Raw genomic sequence first — 18,177 nt, 5'->3', positions numbered from 1 at the left:
GGTATTGTCTCAGCACGACAACACCTCACCCAAAGCATTGCCTTAAAGGCTTTTTACATAACGTCCCATTTGCGACACTGCCGCCGCCACGGCGCTACACATGCGCTCATCAGACAAGGTATGGTAACCGCTCTTTACTAAACGAGAGCTTAACAACTCTGGGCCATCGCAAGCTAAAAACTTGTCCACTATCGGTTGTGGGCAGACCCAGTCGAGCTCCCCTTGCAAAATAACGGTTGGCGCGGTTAACGCAGCCCCCACCTTTTTCATCAAGGCGTAGGCACCGAAATAGTCATTCTTGGCATAGTGCAGCTCTAACCTCGCCAGCACACTACTTTGCTCTGCATAACGATCATGGATGGTGCAGCCAGGCGCTGCCAACTCAAGCTCCCAGGCTAACCATCTGCGGATAGAATGATCACGCACATCACTGCAAGGAGCATGAAAATCTTGATGAAACTGCTCAAACAAGGCATCGAGAGTGCCGTTAAACCCTCGGGTGAATTCTCGGTATTGGGTTGAGAATATCTGCGCCGCGCCGCCTGGGCCATAAAGCCAATCAGCGCCCTCTGGTGATGGAATAAACATGCCCCAATACACCTGACTCAACACCCGCTTAGGGTAAATACAGCTATAAAGGTAACCCAGAGTTGCCCCAAATGAGCCACCAAGCAGACACCATGCGTCTACCTTGGCCCAGTTTCGCACCCGTTCGATATCTTTGAGCAGCTCAAGTAGATTGTTATGCTCTAATACTCCGCAAGGCTTTGAGCGACCTGCCGCACGCTGGTCCAGCATGTAGATATGAAAACCATCATCAATAAAGAGTTTCAACTCCTCGGCACTGCAGCCTGCACCTGGCCCGCCATGCAGGTAGAGCACAGGAACACCTTGAGGGTCACCATATTGTGCTAAAAAAAGCTGATGCCCTGCACCCACATCTAACCAATCTTGGCGGGTGAAGGGGTGGCCATCACCCTTATTCACTTATCCATGTCCATGGCAGAGGTTTGCTGTTTTGCTTCACTGACATCAGGCTCAGCACCATCATCAATGGCGAGTAAACGCTTATCCAAATATTCCGGCATGGCAGCGGTTATCTCAGCACCAATTAAGACAATCATCCATGACAGATATACCCAAACAAACAGAATTGGAATCGTTGCCAATGCTCCGTAAATGGCTTCATAGGAGGGAAATTCGGTGATATACAGCGCAAATCCTTTTTTACCCAACTCAAATAATAATGCCGCAACAATAGCCCCCAAAAGGGCATGGAAAAACTTAACCTTTGTATTAGGCACCACCATATAGATAAGCAAAAAGGTCGCGACAGAGAAAAACATCGGCAGGCGTTCCACCAGTAACGGGACCACACCACTTAAATCTGCTCCATTAAACACCTTTAGCGACACCAGGTAAGAGCTGGCAACAATGCTCGCGCCCATTAACACTGGCCCTAGCGTTAACACCATCCAATACATCGAAAAGGAGACCACAAACGAGCGCTTCTCAGTAGTGCGCCAGATACCATTTAAAGATTTATCGATATTGGAGATCAACAAAATCGCCACAACCACTAGGGCACCAATACCCACAGCAGTGCCTTTAGAAGCATTGGCGACAAACTCATTAATATAAACTTGGACGCTGTCACCAGCCGAGGGGATAAAATTTTCGTAGATAAAAGCTTCAATCTGACCCCGAATGCCCTTAAAAACCGGAAACGCGGACAGCATAGACATGGTCACAGCGATCATAGGCACCAGAGACAATAAAGTCACATAAGCTAAGTGCCCAGCACGCATATTAATCTGATCTTCCGCCACACGCTGCTTTAGATGTATCATAAACTCCCAGATACCCAGCATAATCGAGCGAAATAGGCTCCCATCAATTCTATTTATCACGGTATTCTCTTGATTCAAGTGGTGTTAACTGCGTAAGCTAGATTACAAGTTTAAAGATGCTAGTTACAAGTGTAAGGAACAAATAGATGTCACAACAAGGTTCTGCAGGCAATGTTATTGCTGCAATTGCAAGTTTCTTCTTCCCAGGATTGGGACAATTAGTCCAAGGGCGCATCTTAGCCGCCATACTATTTTGCGTGATCACCATTGTTGGTTATGCCATGTGGTGGCTCATTGTACCGGCTATCATTGGCGGCATTGCCCACCTTTGGAGCATTATCGACGCGGCAAAGTTTAAGGCCGACTAACTTATTAAAGGATAATTTCAGGATGAAAAACGTATTATCAGCTGTTGTCATCACCTCAGCAATGTTGCTTAGCGGCTGCCAAAGCGCTTATTACGGCGCCATGGAAAAAGTGGGCTACCATAAGCGTGACATCATGGTCGACCGCGTGACTGCCGCCAAAGAGTCACAAGAAGAAGCACAAGAGCAGTTTAGCTCGGCACTCGAAGAGATGCAGGCGCTACTTAACCATGATGGTGGCGACCTTGAAAAAGCCTACAATAAAGCAAAGGATGAGTATGAATCATCTCAAGAAGCCGCTGATGAGGTAAGCAGCCGTATCGATAAGGTTGAAGATGTCGCCGAGGCGCTGTTTGATGAGTGGCAAACTGAAATTGGTGAAATAAGCAAAGCCAGTCTGCGCCGCAACAGTGAAACCAAATTACGTGAAACCCAACGTTCATACCAGCAACTGGTTAAAACCATGCGCCGTGCCGAAAGCAAGATGCCGCCAATTCTCACCGCCATGAAAGATAACATGCTCTACCTTAAGCACAACCTTAACGCCCAAGCCATTGGTGCGATAAAAGGAGAATTTGCTAGTCTACAAACTGACATATCAAGCCTAATTAAAGAGATGAACAAGTCGATTGCCGAATCAACCAAATTTATCGAATCGATTGAAGGCGGCAAGTAAATCTATTGGCGCCTCTTCAGAGGCGCTACTTTCCACACCAAGATATTGCAAGTGACAGCTGACTCTTAATCTATGGCAGATATTCTTTCTCAAGCAAAAACACGTCAATGTAAGATTGCGATAGATACCTTAATCTATGACCCCGTTCATCGCCAATTAAGCAAAGCGGGTAAAGAGATTGAACTAGAGCCCCGCAGCCAAGAACTCCTGGAAGTCTTGCTACAACAAACTGGCACTCCGATCGCCGCCGACGAGCTCATCGCCAAGGTTTGGCAGAGTAACTTTATATCTAAAAATGTACTCACTAATAGAATCAGTACCCTACGCGCTATTTTTAAAGAGCACTCACCCGAATCTGATGCGACTAAACTGCTGGTAACTTACCCTAAAAAGGGCTACTACCTTAATGCTGCTAGAGTCAGTTTAGTGGAGGCCATTGAGCAGCCATTGGCAAGCCCGCCAACACCATCTCCCAAGAAGTGGAGTGTTCACCTGGTTTATATCGCTATATTACTGGTTACCGTTGGTCTGTTTATTGGCCTAACGCCACAACAAGAATCTAAGATCACCACGGCACCAGCCAGTTCATCTGTTACCGTGCCAGTTGTCGAACTGCTGCTCCATAAAGTGAACGTTACCGACAACTCGCTTAAACCCTATATTAAAGCCATCAAAACAGCACTCTTGGCACAACAGATAGCCTACCCCTATATCAATGTGAACAATCAAGATGCGCCTAGCTATTTCCTTAGCCAAATAGATGATAGCCCCTATTGGCCAGGCTCCAGAAACACCCTCTTTAGTGATTACAAACTCAACCTACGCCTCAGCAAAGGTCGTTCTGACTTTGAGCTAATCGCACAACTTGAGTTAGTTTTTCATAGCAGTGAAAAACGTATCTTTAGCGGAGAATACTCACTCGACATCAAGGCGCTCGACAGCGGAATTGCACGTATGACTGCTGATTTGGCAAAGTTTTTTGCCCTGCCAGCCATTCCACAACCCCAACAGAATGATACGCTGGCTTTTGTCTCTAAAACAATGGCTGCACAACTTGATAGCCAGCAGCTCAGTTCATCAGAGGTCAACTATCTGGCACGTCAGCTATTGCAAACCCCGGCACTTGAGCCACAAAAAATGACGCATTGGTTAGAACGTATGGAGCGTGACTTTCCCAATCCCGAAGAGGAGATGGAGATCTGGCTAGGGCTATTAAACTTCAAAATGGGCCAGCATGAAAACGCCAGAGAGCGATTGTTTAAAGCACGGTTTAACAATCAAATCGACAATGCATTCGTTTATCTCGTGCTATCTGATCTCGCACTCAAAGAGAGTAAGCCCGATCTGTTTCGCCTGTACTACCTAAAGTCTCAAGTATCACTGTCGTTAGTACTACCCTCAAAACAAATTTTCACTCAGCTTGACCCAGACAACATACAACAAAGATGTTTAGGTGCCTGGGAGTCATTAATAAAAAATGAACGCCTAAGCAATGATCTTGGTACTTGGATTGATATATTCCAGGACTACTGTGACCGCGCACAAACCTATTTCCCTGCGCCGCAAGCCAAATAGGCTGCCTACCGGCAGCCTATTCCCGGCGGCGACACCTAGCGCATAAATAAGCCTGAACCAGCAACAGAATAGTCACCAGCCACCTGTTTTAAAGCCATCGTTGGTAAACCACTTTCACCAGCAATAAAGCCGATGGTGACGGTTTGGGGAGTTTGCAGCGCCTTCACAAACTCATCTGACTGTCCCATATTTTTGAGGTAGGTATTACAGTTAAGTTGCTCATCAAGATTCATCTCCACCGAAAACGTCATCAGCAAACCTTGTTTGGCATTAAAGCTACGCTCACTTGTTACTCGACATTGCGCTTGGCCTTGCTCATCGAGCATAGAAGCATTGATGATGAGGCCACCACTAGGTAGTTGTTGAAAGCGATAACGACTGTAATGACTGGCCTTTGCATGAGATGTTGGCCCCAGCCATTCACTGCCCACTAACGATCTCATTAGTTCACCGTTAAGCTGTAGCGCTTGTGTTTTAACAAATAGTAATGAGGTGGGCGTGACCAGATCAGTCTCAACAGTAAAGCCTTTATTGGTGAGAATTGGCGAAAAATTTGGCGCAAATCGGTTGGATTCCAGTTGCGCACGATGGAGTGATGATAATGGCTTAAGCAGGCGGTCACCGATCTCTGTACTCGCTTGAGCAACAGGGCATGATGTCGCCCCCTCATACACACAGTAATTTAAATCGATGTCATGAAGCAGTTTATCTGTCTTGCTCGCTTTAGTGGTTAAACTGTACCAATCACCCGCTTGATTTGCCTCACCACCGATCTCAGCAATGCTGGCCTCAAACTCTTGAGTTATCTGTCCTACGGTCCCTACATCTACAGCAAAACCAACGCCAACATACTGGCTATAGCCATTAACACCACGGACAATATCCCCAGCATCATTCGCTAAACTGCCAAGATAAATACCTTCTGGATATCTATCAATTAATATTGGCTTAGGTTTAATTTTATCTGGACCCGGTTTTACCCCATTGTCACTATTCGAACCACCACACCCAACAAGCGCTAACCCTAATACACCTACCATCAATACAGAACGCAACATAAATACCTTTACCTAGGAAGCAATCACAGCTTCACTCACGAATCACGTAGCGTCATTGCGCTACCACTGCGGCGCAATGTATTAATCTGTATCACCAAGGTCAAAAAACAAAACAAAATGAAACCACACACAAGTTTAATTTTTATTTAATCAATTGAATTAAAACAATTTTAAAGAATGAACATCACGACCTTCCACAGCATAAATGCGAGTTCCATTGACCGAGAGATCGTTATCTACTCATCAAAAAACATCCTACCAGTGCTTAGGCATACCCAGTATCAGATGTTACAAGCTAGCAATAAGGCGACATTGATCATCAAAATAGTAACGGCCCGACAAAATTTAGTGACCTTTACCACAGTCTCAATACCGTGCAAGAACTAATAAGCCTTGCCAGCCTCCTAGTGATACAAACTGTCACGGGATCTTCTCACGATGAGCATGATTGAATCGTTAACCTTAATGCTGGCACTGATTTATGGCACCAGCTTACTTTACTGGAGTGGCAAGAAATGGGGGGCAATTGCCAGCGCAACAACACTCCTTGCGGCTACCCTCAGCACACTCTATTGGCCACTATTTTTATGCCTTGCGCTTGCTGCGGTGACCATTGGCGTGCTCGGTAGGCTTCGGCCACAATGGGTAAACGGTGAACAACGTATCAACACCCAACGAGAAGTGATTCAACACCTGTTAGCCCTGTCGATGCTACTTGTTGGGATTCAATTTGCGGCCAATGCCGTCATGCTAAAAATGGGCATGACTCCTTGGTTAATGCGTCCCGACGTAGGCGATGCCTTTTTACCCATTGCTGGCGGCATTGAAATCAAGGCAATTGTCACCTTAGGGCTTTGGGATCAAAACCATCCTGCTGCAGCGGTGATGCTAACGCTAGTATTGCTGACCGGTTTATTATGCAAACGCGCATTTTGTGGTTGGGCCTGCCCGCTGGGCTTAGCTGGGGAGTATCTTTATAAATTCAGAAAACGCTTCATTAAATCTGAGTTATTACCCCCAAAATGGCTCGACTGGCCCCTGCGCATGCTCAAATATCTACTGCTCGCAGGCCTGCTGTATATCATCATTACCATGCCAACAGCCTCACTACCCCAATACCTAAACGGAAATTATCATAAGATTGCCGACTTAAAGATGGCGCTGTTTTTCATTACTCCGGGGCTCGTTACACTCATAGGCTTTGGCATAATTTTAGGACTGGCCGCTTGGCGACGCCAAGGCTTTTGTCGTTACATCTGTCCCTATGGTGCGCTATTAGGATTACTAAGCTTTCTCAGTCCGTTTAAAATTCGTAGAAATACCGAACATTGCCTGATTGAATCTAGAGGGATGAGCTGTGATAAGTGCACTCGCGCCTGTCCTGCTGCCATCAATGTCCATACTCAAGCAAATATCCGCTCAGATGAGTGCCAAGCTTGTATGCGTTGTATATCGGCCTGTCCAAAGAAAGAAGCGCTTCAGTTCAGCACCCGTAACGGCATTCAATTATCTGGGCGAGGGCTGATGATTATGCTATTGATGATATTGTTTATGCTCCCGCTTATCGCCTATAGCTGCGGATATTGGGTCAGTCAGACGCCAACAGAGATCAGGATGTATTTGATCCAACATTTGAATGCCATAGGGCATTAACACCTTCCAATGAAAGTTTGGCCATTTTGATGTTAAATACAGCTACCCCGTGCTTTAAACGGAACGTTAACTGTCTAAAGGAGTATTGGTGTTAAATTCAAAAGTTGATGCACTAACGCTTATGAGTAATTTGGGCGCATCGGAGCACCTACTAACTCATGTTAAGCTCGTCGGAGAAGCGGCAGATTTAATTCTGGATAAATGTAAGCAGTTAGGGGTGCCGATTGATTCGGAGTTTGTAAAAATTGGGGTAGCTATTCACGATATAGGAAAAATTACCCACGCCCAAGAAATGACGGCCCCCGGCTCAGAGCACGAACCAGAAGGAGAGAGAATTCTTCTTAGTGAAGGTGTTTCGCCCAAGATAGCTCGCTGTTGTATGTCCCATGCTCGCTGGCATGAAATGGATTGTTCTACTGAAGAGCTGCTCATTGCACTGGCAGATAAACTCTGGAAAGGGAAAAGGGTTGAATCGCTCGAATTACACGTCATTGACCGTATTGCTGCGACACTGGCAAAGGAGCGCTGGGATATCTATCAAGAATTAGACACCCAGTTTGAATCAATTGCAGCTGATGGCAACGACCGTTTAAATCGTAGCGTCAGCAGTTAACAAGAAAACGTTGGGCTCTTGATGCAATGCCAAAAAAAGGGGTCTACCTAATCAATACAAAAAGCCCTGAACATCTAGATGTTCAGGGCTTTTTAATGCTTATCGCGGGGTTATCACTGCACCAATACAGTGCTCAATAACCTTGCCGACTTAAGAAGCGTCTTTTGAACCACGGTTGTGGCGCTTACGCTCGTTTTCAGTCAAGAAACGCTTACGAACACGGATGCTCTGTGGCGTTACTTCAACTAGCTCATCGTCATCGATGAATTCAAGCGCTTGCTCAAGGGTTAAGTTAATTGGCGTAGTCAATACTTGCGCTTCATCGGTACCCGACGCACGCATGTTGGTAAGCTGCTTACCTTTAAGACAGTTTACTGTTAAGTCGTTAGAACGTGCGTGGATACCCACCACTTGACCTTCGTAAACTTCAGCTGCATGACCAATAAACAGACGACCACGGTCCTGTAGACCAAATAGAGCGAATGTTAGTGCCTTACCCGTTGCGTTAGAGATCAATACGCCGTTAGCGCGTTGACCAATCTCGCCACCTTTATGTGGACCATAGTGGTCAAATGAATGATAGATAAGACCGGTACCTGAAGTCGCAGTTAGGAACTCAGTTTGGAAACCAATCAAACCACGGCTTGGGATAACGAAGTCGATACGAACACGACCCTTACCGTCAAGCTGCATATCTTTCATTTCAGCTTTACGAGTACCAAGCTTCTCGATAACAGTACCTTGATGCTCTTCTTCAACATCAACGGTAACGGTTTCGTATGGTTCGCACATCTCACCATCGATCTCTTTCATGATCACTTCTGGACGAGAAACGGCTAGCTCGTAACCTTCACGACGCATGTTTTCAATTAAGATTGAAAGGTGAAGTTCACCACGACCTGATACGCGGAAACGATCTGGACTCTCAGTCTCTTCAACGCGTAGTGCTACGTTGTGCACTAGCTCCTGCTCTAGACGCTCAAGGATATTACGTGAAGTCACGTACTTACCTTCTTTACCAGCGAATGGAGAAGTGTTGACCTGGAAAGTCATGGTTAGTGTTGGCTCATCAACTGACAATGCAGGCATGGCTTCAACAGCACCGGCTGCGCATACAGTGTCAGAAATTTTAAGTTCACCAAGACCAGTAATAGCAACAATGTCACCCGCGTTAGCAATTTCAACTTCGGTACGATCTAGACCCATGTAACCTAATACTTGGCCCATCTTACCGTTACGTTGCTTACCATCAGCACCGACAATAGTCACTTGCTGGTTAGTCTTAACGCTACCACGCTTGATACGACCTACACCGATAACACCGACATATGAGTTGTAATCAAGTTGAGTGATCTGCATCTGGAAGTCACCTTCCGAGTCAGCATCTGGGAATGAAACTTTTTCAACGATAGTTTCGAAAAGTGGCGTCATATCTACGCCAGTATCTTCTGGATCTAAGGTTGCGTAACCGTTTAACGCTGAAGCGTAAACGATTGGGAAATCTAGTTGTTCATCGGTAGCGCCTAGGTTGTCGAACAGGTCAAAGACTTGATCAATAACCCAATCAGGGCGAGCACCTGGACGGTCAATCTTGTTGATAACAACGATTGGCTTTAGGCCTTGAGCGAATGCTTTCTTAGTAACGAAACGAGTTTGTGGCATTGAGCCATCAACCGCGTCAACCAATAGCAATACACAGTCAACCATAGAAAGAACACGCTCTACTTCACCACCGAAGTCGGCGTGACCAGGAGTGTCGACGATGTTAATGCGGTAATCGTTCCACTTGATGGCAGTATTCTTTGCAAGAATCGTGATTCCACGCTCCTTTTCAAGATCGTTCGAATCCATCACCCGCTCAGCGGCCTCTCCTCGAGTTTCAAGGGTTCCTGACTGTGCCAGCAACTTATCAACCAAGGTTGTTTTACCATGGTCAACGTGTGCAATAATGGCGATGTTACGTAAATTCTCTAACACGGATAAACCTCTTACCATCAAAAAAAATAGGGTATTGATAACAGCTTTAATAATAGCTGTTGCAATAAAAAACGTGCCATTCTACTCTAGCCGAGGGCTCTCGCACAGGATTATTTTTTAGTCAGCTATGAATAGTCATGTTTATCATGGTGCGCACCAATATGGATATTGCACCACCATAAAGCAAATACCGCACCATTCTGGTGCAGAAATGCTGATGGCAGTCCTGTCACTTACCAATCAACCCATAAATATCAACAACTTAGAATGTTGGCACGAGTCTAGCTTTACAATAGCCAGAACCGCGTTAAGCGCTAAGTTGAATTTTATAAGAAGGGCATCCCCTCTACCCTACTCGGAGACTTTAGAATGTCAGTTGAATCAGTTTTACAACAACTAGAAGAACTTGAAGTTAAGTTTGTTGATTTGCGTTTTACCGATACTAAAGGTAAAGAGCAGCACGTTTCTATTCCATCTCACCAGGTTGATGCCGATTTCTTTGAAGACGGTAAGATGTTCGATGGTTCATCAATTGCTGGTTGGAAAGGCATTAACGAGTCAGACATGGTATTAATGCCTGACCCAACAACATTTGTATTAGACCCTTTCACCGAAGAAACGACGGCACTGATTCGTTGTGACATTCTTGAACCAGGCACTATGACTGGTTACGACCGTGACCCACGCTCTATCGCTAAGAAAGCAGAAGAGTACCTCATCTCAACGGGTATCGCTGATACCGTATTGATTGGTCCAGAGCCAGAATTCTTCCTATTTGACGATGTTAAGTTTGGTACTGACATGTCAGGTTGTTTCGTTAAGCTAGATGCTAAAGAAGCCGCTTGGAACTCAGGTACTCACTACGAAGATGGTAACACTGGTCACCGTCCGTTCGTTAAAGGCGGTTACTTCCCAGTTGCACCCGTTGACTCTTCACAAGACTTGCGTAGCGCAATGTGTCTAGTACTAGAAGAGATGGGTCAAGTTGTTGAAGCGCATCACCACGAAGTGGCGACTGCGGGTCAAAACGAAATCGCCACGCGTTTCAACACACTTACTGAAAAGGCTGATGAAATCCAGATCCTGAAGTATGTCGTGCACAACATGGCACATGCATATGGCAAAACAGCAACCTTCATGCCTAAGCCAATCGTTGGTGACAACGGTAGCGGTATGCACGTTCACCAATCACTAGCAAAAGACGGTGTTAACCTATTCTCTGGTGACAAGTATGCTGGCCTAAGTGAAACAGCACTTTACTACATAGGTGGTATTATTAAGCACGCTCGCGCCCTTAATGCTTTCACTAACCCAAGCACTAACTCTTACAAGCGTTTGGTTCCACATTTTGAAGCACCAGTTATGCTTGCATACTCTGCACGTAACCGTAGTGCTTCTATCCGTATCCCAGTGGTACCAAGCCCGAAAGCACGTCGTATTGAAACTCGCTTCCCAGATCCAACCGCTAACCCATATTTAGCGTTTGCAGCGCTACTTATGGCTGGCCTTGACGGTATCCAAAACAAGATTCACCCAGGTGAAGCGATGGATAAAGATTTGTACGATCTACCTGCAGAAGAAGCCGCTGAGATACCACAAGTTGCTACTTCACTTGAGAATGCACTTGAGTGTCTAGATGCTGACCGTGAGTTCTTAACTAAAGGTGATGTATTCAGTGAAGATTTCATCAACTCTTATATCACGCTGAAAACAGCTGAAGCAGAGCAAGTGTCTCGCACTACTCACCCAGTTGAATTCGAGCTTTACTACAGCTTGTAATCCGTTAGAACCCATAAAAAAACCGCCTTAACGGGCGGTTTTTTTATGGGTGGACTTAACACTCATCGCCAAACTAATTACTTGTTATTATTATGATAAAATCCATGTGACACCTCTCGTGTCATATGACAGATAACTGTCTGTCATAACCCTGTCGGCGTTTTTTTACCTTACCTATGCTTCACTTGCACTCCTCAATCACAACTGGCAAGATTTGGAGCATATTATGGATAACGCAGCACAGCCCCACCACATGGATAAACACTCAGACAAAGTCACGTTAACCAATGGCTATTGGTTCTACTTCCGTGATGAAAATCGCCAATTTGCGATACACGGTTCGGGCTATTCAGGTAAAGAATCGGTCTATCTTAATGATCAACTAATCTCGTCACTGCGAAATTATCGTCGTCACAGTCAGCATCAATTTAACGTTGCGCAAGATAACTATCGAGTCGAGTTCAATGTCACCAGCATACTCAAAGGTGAGATTGTCTGCTCACTCTATAAAAATGAGCAACTGCTCGAAACCGAAACCAAAGCCTATACCCAAGATACCACTTCGACCTCTCTGAAGAAGATAGGCTTATTCTTTATCGGTGGCATAATCACAGGTGCACTGGCAGGGCTCATTGCCGCAAAACTTTTTGGCTAGGACAAGAGCAAAACTATGGATATTAACGCAGAAAGTGTCAAACAACTGCGCCAGCAAAGAGGCTGGACTCAACAACACTTAGCCGATGCTTGTGACATCAGTATTCGCACTATACAGCGGGTAGAAAAAGAGGGCAGTGCATCGAGTGAAACCCTTTTGGGCTTATGCGCGGTACTCGAGGTTGATCAAGCAACACTGAGATCTGTGCCTCACCCAAACGCTGACGAACTCCGGTCAATCTCCATCTACAATCAGCCTGCACTACTTATCGCGGCGGGCCTAATTGGTGCAATACTCGGGGCACTAATCATGTATTTTGCGATCCAACATTAAGTGTGAACCAAGCCAACAACAAAGGGATAGGTGCATGATATTAAATAGATTGATCTTAGGTAGCAGTCTAATGCTCATCTTGATTGGTTGTAGCTGTGTTCAATCTAAAACTGACAATATTGAATTAACCAATGCGGCGGCGCTAGCTGGAATCGCCCCAGCCACAACCACGGCTGGCCTCTATATTTGGGGGCATGAAGTTGCCGCCTTTCAGCTCTGTGATAGTCAGCAAGTATATTGGGTACGTGCCACACCAACCACAGACCAGCTCAATCAACTCGCTTTGACCCTCAGCGAGCAAAGATCACAGCCCTATCAACCGATTTATGTTGAGGCCGAGATCTTTCCCATCTCCCGGGACTGCAATCCCGCTTTCATTGACGGTTTCGCCGCAGACTATGACGGTATTATTGAAATCAATTCAGTCACTACAGTCGAAACTATGATTCCCGCCAACTGTCAGGAAAAATAAAGTCATAATAAACAACAATCTAAAAAATGACTCACCACGCACCATTTTAGTGCAACCAATAACATGCAATGGTCTCAGTAGAACAACCTCACTTTAATCTGACTAAACATGCAACGTGGTAGCAAACAGAAATTAGCCCTCTCTTTATCTCAACACGCACACTGAACATCATTAATCGACTCTCAGGTTTAACCTACAATAATTAACCCGTACTAGTGCCTAAAATGATTTATCTTTATGCCTAAACTGCTATCATGAGCAAGTCGTTAATTTAACTTAGAATCAATTATGTCGAGTCGAGATCCCTTTCAAAGCTACACGTGGAAAAGCGATATTTTCAGTTGTGATAGCAACGATATCAGTACCTTTTATGCCCGCTTAAATGAGCAAGTGACTCGACTCGGTTTATTGGAGCGAAAGCTAGGCGATGCTGGCCGTTATCCGCTCAACCTGTATCAATCACCCGCACAGAAATCGGGACAGCCTTCACTACTCATTAGTGCAGGGTTTCATGGTGAAGAAGCCGCAGGGCCATGGGGGTTGCTGCATTTCCTCAATGAACTAGAGCCAGAGTTATTTCAGCAGATTAATCTCAGTCTGTTACCCTTGGTCAATCCAACTGGGTTTAAACGTGGTCATAGATTCAATCAGTTAGGAGAAAACCCTAACCGAGGTTTCGTACTAGATAATGGCCGAGGTAAAAGCAATGATGACACATCTGCTGAAGGCAAGGTATTGCTTGAGCATTCACAACTATTACAAGCGGCCAGTAAAGATGGCATCTTAACCTGCCATGAGGATGTGTTACTCACAGATACTTATATCTACTCATTCGAAGCCAATCAAAATCCTGGTCCATTTAGTAAACATCTACGTGACACACTAGGACAGTTTTTCCCTATCGCACAAGATGGTGAAATCGATGATTGCCCGGTAAGAGATGGCATCATCTTTAACCATTTCGATCTCTCATTTGAGGCATTTTTAGTGCGTCTAGGCGCCAGCGTCGGCGTGTGCAGTGAAACACCTGGGAAGCAAAACCTAGATCAACGCATTTTAGCCAACAGTGCCATCATGCAAGCCTTTATCGACCAGGTGAACGCCAGACAATAAGCTGGCACATCAAGATGAATAACTCAGCACAATTAAGAATAGATAATCTGAATTATCGAGTATATATTCATTCAAATCGTTTTTTGGAGTCAGTGCATGAGTCAATTTCAACAGGTATCAGTCGCCAAGCAGGCCAATATCTATTTCGATGGTAAAGTCACTAGCCGTACAATAACTTTGGCCGATGGTAGTCAGCAGACATTGGGCGTTGTGCTGCCGGGGGAATACCAATTTTCCACTGCCGTTGGTGAAATAATGCAAGTCACTGATGGCACGCTATCGATTTTACTGCCAGAAACCCTTGAATGGGTGGATTATGCCGCAGGCAGTGAATTCCACCTGGCTGCACAAGTTAGCTTTAGCATTCGCTGCACCGAAATCGCTCAATACTGCTGCCAGTACCTTGACTAACAAGGTAGATACAGCCGCTTTAATCAAGCGGCTATATCCTCCCAGTAATCACTAATAGTAAGGCTTGATCACCTGCAATAGCTGCGCGATATCTTGCTCGGTGTTATAGACATGGGGTGATATTCTTATCCCTTGGCTACGCGCATCGACGCTAATATTGGCCTCAGCTAAGGCCGCTATTACCTCATCCTCTCGACTAGAAAACTGCAAGATCAGGGTACCACTACGTTTACTTTGCGTGTTAGGCGACACCAACACGGATGCTGCTTGCTCGGTAACAATACCAATAAGGTGTTGATTGTGCTGGTGCACTCTGTCACATCCTAATTGCGCGAAGTAATGGATACTGTTGGCAGCTATGGCAAATGGCGCGATGGAGGGAGTTCCTCCCCAAAATCTCAGTGCCGTGGGATGATAGCGAAAGTGATGAATATCAAACTCAAACGGGTTCTCATGGCTAAACCAACCCACATCCATTGGCTCGCACAGCTCTAAGGCCTCGGTATTCACCCATAGGTACGCCGCGCCCGGTCCACCGCACAACCATTTGACACTTGAACCAATCATAAAGTCGGGACGTAATACGCTTAAGTCGATGGGCAATACGCCAGCAGACTGTGCCACATCAACGACAGATAAACACCCTTGTTGACGCGCCATCTCGACGACTTCTGTCACAGGCGCTTGTTGGCCTGTATTGGAGTAAGCATGGCTAATAAAAACTAAGTCCAATTGATCATTCATGTGATCGCGCCAAACATTGGCATCTGTAATATCTAAATGCTGACCAATAAAACGTATCTGACAATGGGGTAACGCTTGGCGAAGGGCAAAGCCCATGCTTGGAAAATCCGTTTCACTCATCAATATGACGGCATGGTCGCGGCGCAACTGCGGCACGGACATCACCAATTTAGTTAACGCACTAGAGAGGTTTGTCTGCGGACAAAACTGCGTTGACTGACTATTAAATAGCGCAGCTAACCCTGAAGTAAACCGCTCTATCACCCCTAGCCAATCTCCCCAAGGTTCGCGCCCCGAATCATGCCAAGGGCTAAGGAAATGCTGAGTAAAGGCGGCTTTAGTGGTTTTCAGCGGGCGCCCAACTGAATGATTGAGTAGATAAACCGATTGGGGTAAAACAAAATCTTGTTGCAACATAGGTTACTCGGCTCCCTTTAAGGTCAAGGTTAACGCAGCAATATCATCGAAACGGGTACGAATATCATCACGTTTGGCCGCCGCACGTCGGTCACGTAGCTTCTCTAACGCGCTGAGTAACACCGCCAATGGTGGTCCACTGGCCGTCACCTTCTCCATGTGTTCCTGCACCATACGTGTGGAAGGCTCAGTGATATATTTCTCCACCAGCTGATTGTGGTGCTGAATGGCCGTTTCACCGTGGCACTGACAAACCGCTAAAAAGAGTGACAAGTTCTGCTGATACCACTCTTCTTCTGCGTGCTCCTGCGCTGCAAGAAACTCATCCATGATACTGCTACGGCGCATGCAATCTCGCAAAATCCGCTGATCTTCAGGCATCATATAGAGAAACTTATCCACCAGCAGTTGCGAATAGGAGGGCTCATTAGCAAAGCACAAGCCTAACTGCAGATCGATCACATTAATACCTGCAAAGTCGCCCGCATTGGCACCTCGATACACCTGCTGTCCAACACGATGAGGTTTGTAATAGGGACGAACACAATTGAAGAACATCTCTTTATCTAGGCGTTCAAACAGTATTTGATTGGAAGCTATCACCTCTTGCAACGCCTTAAGTGCCACAGTAAACAGATCGGCGCTGATAGGGTGAGAGATCCCCAAAGGCTGGATTTTTAGCAAGGCATCGGCGGCGCGTTTGTAGGCCAAAATTCCCTTGGTGTTGTAGTCAACAAACAGTTTTTCATCGTCCAAATCGGTAAAACGTTTAAAAACACCATTAACCGCTCGGTTATGGGTCGTCAAATGGGCGGTCGCAAACCTCGGTGTCACCCCAATCGATGCACCTATATGCATAGCCAGTGCGGATGCCTCGATTAAAGGCGAACTCGTTTCACGGCTGGGTTCAGTGATCTCATGGCGTCGACATGCCGCCATATATAGCCCTACATTCCCCAGCAGATCGAAGGCACTGTCAAAACCTTCATCGGTATTGCCCTCTTCGACTAACGCCTGAACTAGCACCCGTCCCTGTTCTGCTAAAGTCGATTTGAGTTCATCACCCACGCCCTGCACATTCGCTGGATCATCTTGTTGTAAATAAAGTCTTTCTAGTGCTGAGTTCAGTGTCACAAACTCTTCTCTAATCCAGCGATCGAACGCTTGAACATGTTCACTCATAGGGTACCCTTTTGCTGTTGTTAGTTACTGAGGGAGCCCTGATAACCTAACACCATAACGTTAGGTCAAATCATCAATGTTCATATTAATATCGCACCAAGTTAGTGATTTCCAATAACAATTGGATTATAAATAACAATATCCTCTCAAAAATAGACGTTCGAAATATGAAAACTCTAGACAGCAAGGACAAACAGATACTGATCATTTTGCAAAAAGAGGGTCGTATTTCTGTGGCTGAACTAGCCACACGGCTTAATTTATCCGACACGCCGTGTTTAAGGCGCATCAAAAGATTAGAGCAAGATGGCTATATCCAAGGCTACAGCGCGCGCCTTGATGCTCAGGCATTGGCACTGGATGTGGTGGTGTACGCCTCGGTTCGATTAACCGAGAACTCCGACAGCTATGCTGAGCAGTTTGAGCAGCAGATGGCACTACTCGACCCCGTGCTCGAGTGCTCTGTGATCACAGGGGCTCACGATTATCTATTAAAAATTGTCGCCCATAACCTGTTGGAGTATGAACGCTTTGTGAAACAGTCACTGGGTAGCCTCAAATGTATTGCCAGCATAGAGTCAACCGTGGTGCTCAAACAAACCTTTTCGCGTCATCAACTCCCCATTAATTAAAATGGGCCGACAAGAGTCTCTTCTCTGGTCATTTACACCATGATTTTTGTCTAAAAAACGGCTAATCTGATAGGGATACTACCGTATAACAAAGGATCTCTTATGCGCACGCTACTCATCATTGCCCTGTTATTCATGGCAGGACTCGCCCATGGTGCGATCTATAAGTGGGTCGACAAGGATGGCAAAGTACATTACTCAGATTCGCCTGTTGAGAACGCTCAAGCAGTAGAGTTTAAAAGTAATACCGAAAACCAAATCAAACTTCCTCCCCCAATTGTCATCGACTCTGGCGTCAAAGATAACGAAACAGAGCCTCAAGGCGACCTGTACCAAATGCGGATCACTAGCCCCTCTGCCGAGGAAACTATCCGTGACAATAATGGCAATATCACCATTATTGGCTCCATTAGCCCTGATCTCGCTAAAAGTCACGTGTTGGTTTTAGTGATGGATGGCAAAGTGACAGGTCCAGCCCAGTACTCACCAATTTTTAACCTAGAGAATGTCGACCGAGGCGAGCACACCTTCGAAATAAAGGCTCTGGCACAAAACGGCAAACAACTTGCATCCACTCCTCCAAGAACCATATTTCTTCATCGAGCCACCGTAAATGCGAGGCCTAGACCGACGCCTCGAGGTAATTAAAGACATTAATACTTATGTTTTTTA

General features: G+C 45.8%; 19 protein-coding genes. 13 read left to right on the top strand and 6 right to left on the bottom strand.

What is annotated here, in order from left to right; all coding sequences use genetic code 11:
- Nucleotides 1–42 precede the first annotated feature (42 nt).
- On the bottom strand, nt 43–987 hold the full coding sequence (locus L876_RS0105965) for an alpha/beta fold hydrolase (protein ID WP_028762964.1): 945 nt from the start codon (nt 985–987) through the stop codon (nt 43–45).
- Nucleotides 984–1,910 carry a virulence factor BrkB family protein gene (locus tag L876_RS21200; RefSeq protein WP_037428094.1) on the bottom strand — a complete coding sequence of 309 codons (927 nt, stop codon included), beginning with the start codon at nt 1,908–1,910 and terminating at the stop codon, nt 984–986. Before L876_RS21200 ends, L876_RS0105965 begins: the two co-directional genes overlap by 4 nt.
- An 86-nt stretch (nt 1,911–1,996) precedes the next feature.
- Between L876_RS21200 and L876_RS0105955 the strand changes: the two genes are divergently transcribed.
- From L876_RS0105955 to L876_RS0105945, 3 genes are all read left to right on the top strand, one after another.
- Entirely contained in the window at nt 1,997–2,218 is a 222-nt protein-coding gene (locus tag L876_RS0105955; protein WP_028762963.1) for a hypothetical protein, read from the top strand.
- 22 nt (nt 2,219–2,240) lie between these two features.
- Nucleotides 2,241–2,891 carry a DUF2959 domain-containing protein gene (locus L876_RS0105950; protein ID WP_028762962.1) on the top strand — a complete coding sequence of 217 codons (651 nt, stop codon included), beginning with the start codon at nt 2,241–2,243 and terminating at the stop codon, nt 2,889–2,891.
- Nucleotides 2,892–2,963: 72 nt separating this feature from the next.
- The gene (locus L876_RS0105945; protein ID WP_028762961.1) at nt 2,964–4,466 is read left to right on the top strand and encodes a winged helix-turn-helix domain-containing protein; all 1,503 of its coding nucleotides are present in this window, start codon (nt 2,964–2,966) and stop codon (nt 4,464–4,466) included.
- Nucleotides 4,467–4,501: 35 nt separating this feature from the next.
- Here the strand turns inward: L876_RS0105945 and L876_RS0105940 are convergent, their stop codons facing one another.
- Entirely contained in the window at nt 4,502–5,524 is a 1,023-nt protein-coding gene (locus L876_RS0105940; protein WP_028762960.1) for a hypothetical protein, read from the bottom strand.
- Between the two features lie 438 nt (nt 5,525–5,962).
- On the opposite strand from L876_RS0105940, the gene L876_RS0105935 reads away from it, so the two are divergent.
- Both L876_RS0105935 and L876_RS0105930 read left to right on the top strand, forming a co-directional pair.
- The gene (locus tag L876_RS0105935; protein WP_028762959.1) at nt 5,963–7,177 is read left to right on the top strand and encodes a 4Fe-4S binding protein; all 1,215 of its coding nucleotides are present in this window, start codon (nt 5,963–5,965) and stop codon (nt 7,175–7,177) included.
- An 88-nt stretch (nt 7,178–7,265) separates the two neighbouring features.
- Nucleotides 7,266–7,790: an HD domain-containing protein gene (locus L876_RS0105930; RefSeq protein ID WP_211237643.1), complete on the top strand. Its 525-nt coding sequence runs from the start codon at nt 7,266–7,268 to the stop codon at nt 7,788–7,790.
- Between the two features lie 150 nt (nt 7,791–7,940).
- Here the strand turns inward: L876_RS0105930 and typA are convergent, their stop codons facing one another.
- Nucleotides 7,941–9,767, bottom strand: coding sequence for a translational GTPase TypA (gene typA, locus L876_RS0105925; RefSeq protein WP_028762957.1), 1,827 nt, complete (start codon nt 9,765–9,767; stop codon nt 7,941–7,943).
- 369 nt (nt 9,768–10,136) lie between these two features.
- On the opposite strand from typA, the gene glnA reads away from it, so the two are divergent.
- The 6 genes from glnA to ppnP all read left to right on the top strand — a co-directional run bounded on the left by glnA (nt 10,137) and on the right by ppnP (nt 14,530).
- A complete protein-coding gene (gene glnA, locus L876_RS0105920) occupies nt 10,137–11,546 on the top strand; it encodes a glutamate--ammonia ligase (protein WP_028762956.1) in 1,410 nt (469 codons plus the stop codon).
- Between the two features lie 226 nt (nt 11,547–11,772).
- The gene (locus L876_RS21195; RefSeq protein WP_037428092.1) at nt 11,773–12,201 is read left to right on the top strand and encodes a hypothetical protein; all 429 of its coding nucleotides are present in this window, start codon (nt 11,773–11,775) and stop codon (nt 12,199–12,201) included.
- Nucleotides 12,202–12,216: 15 nt separating this feature from the next.
- Nucleotides 12,217–12,534: a helix-turn-helix domain-containing protein gene (locus L876_RS0105910; RefSeq protein ID WP_028762955.1), complete on the top strand. Its 318-nt coding sequence runs from the start codon at nt 12,217–12,219 to the stop codon at nt 12,532–12,534.
- 34 nt (nt 12,535–12,568) lie between these two features.
- On the top strand, nt 12,569–13,006 hold the full coding sequence (locus tag L876_RS0105905; protein ID WP_028762954.1) for a hypothetical protein: 438 nt from the start codon (nt 12,569–12,571) through the stop codon (nt 13,004–13,006).
- A 288-nt stretch (nt 13,007–13,294) separates the two neighbouring features.
- Nucleotides 13,295–14,119, top strand: a complete 825-nt coding sequence (locus tag L876_RS0105900; RefSeq protein WP_028762953.1) for an N-acetyl-ornithine deacetylase — start codon at nt 13,295–13,297, stop codon at nt 14,117–14,119.
- A gap of 96 nt (nt 14,120–14,215) precedes the next feature.
- The gene (gene ppnP, locus L876_RS0105895; protein WP_028762952.1) at nt 14,216–14,530 is read left to right on the top strand and encodes a pyrimidine/purine nucleoside phosphorylase; all 315 of its coding nucleotides are present in this window, start codon (nt 14,216–14,218) and stop codon (nt 14,528–14,530) included.
- A 51-nt stretch (nt 14,531–14,581) separates the two neighbouring features.
- Here the strand turns inward: ppnP and L876_RS0105890 are convergent, their stop codons facing one another.
- Both L876_RS0105890 and L876_RS0105885 read right to left on the bottom strand, forming a co-directional pair.
- Nucleotides 14,582–15,691, bottom strand: a complete 1,110-nt coding sequence (locus L876_RS0105890) for an aminotransferase class V-fold PLP-dependent enzyme (protein ID WP_028762951.1) — start codon at nt 15,689–15,691, stop codon at nt 14,582–14,584.
- 3 nt (nt 15,692–15,694) lie between these two features.
- Entirely contained in the window at nt 15,695–16,873 is a 1,179-nt protein-coding gene (locus L876_RS0105885) for a PrnB family protein (RefSeq protein WP_028762950.1), read from the bottom strand.
- 167 nt (nt 16,874–17,040) lie between these two features.
- Here L876_RS0105885 and L876_RS0105880 point away from each other — a divergent pair, with 167 nt between their 5' ends.
- Together L876_RS0105880 and L876_RS0105875 are read left to right on the top strand one after the other, a co-directional pair.
- Nucleotides 17,041–17,505, top strand: a complete 465-nt coding sequence (locus tag L876_RS0105880; protein WP_028762949.1) for an Lrp/AsnC family transcriptional regulator — start codon at nt 17,041–17,043, stop codon at nt 17,503–17,505.
- A gap of 102 nt (nt 17,506–17,607) precedes the next feature.
- Complete coding sequence (locus L876_RS0105875) at nt 17,608–18,153, top strand: DUF4124 domain-containing protein (RefSeq protein ID WP_028762948.1); 546 nt, start codon at nt 17,608–17,610, stop codon at nt 18,151–18,153.
- Nucleotides 18,154–18,177: the final 24 nt, after the last annotated feature.

This window comes from Shewanella colwelliana ATCC 39565 (assembly GCF_000518705.1).
In the GTDB taxonomy this organism is placed as follows: domain Bacteria; phylum Pseudomonadota; class Gammaproteobacteria; order Enterobacterales; family Shewanellaceae; genus Shewanella; species Shewanella colwelliana.
The sequence above is the reverse complement of the archived record's forward strand: the minus strand, read 5'-3'. Positions and strand labels throughout refer to the sequence as shown.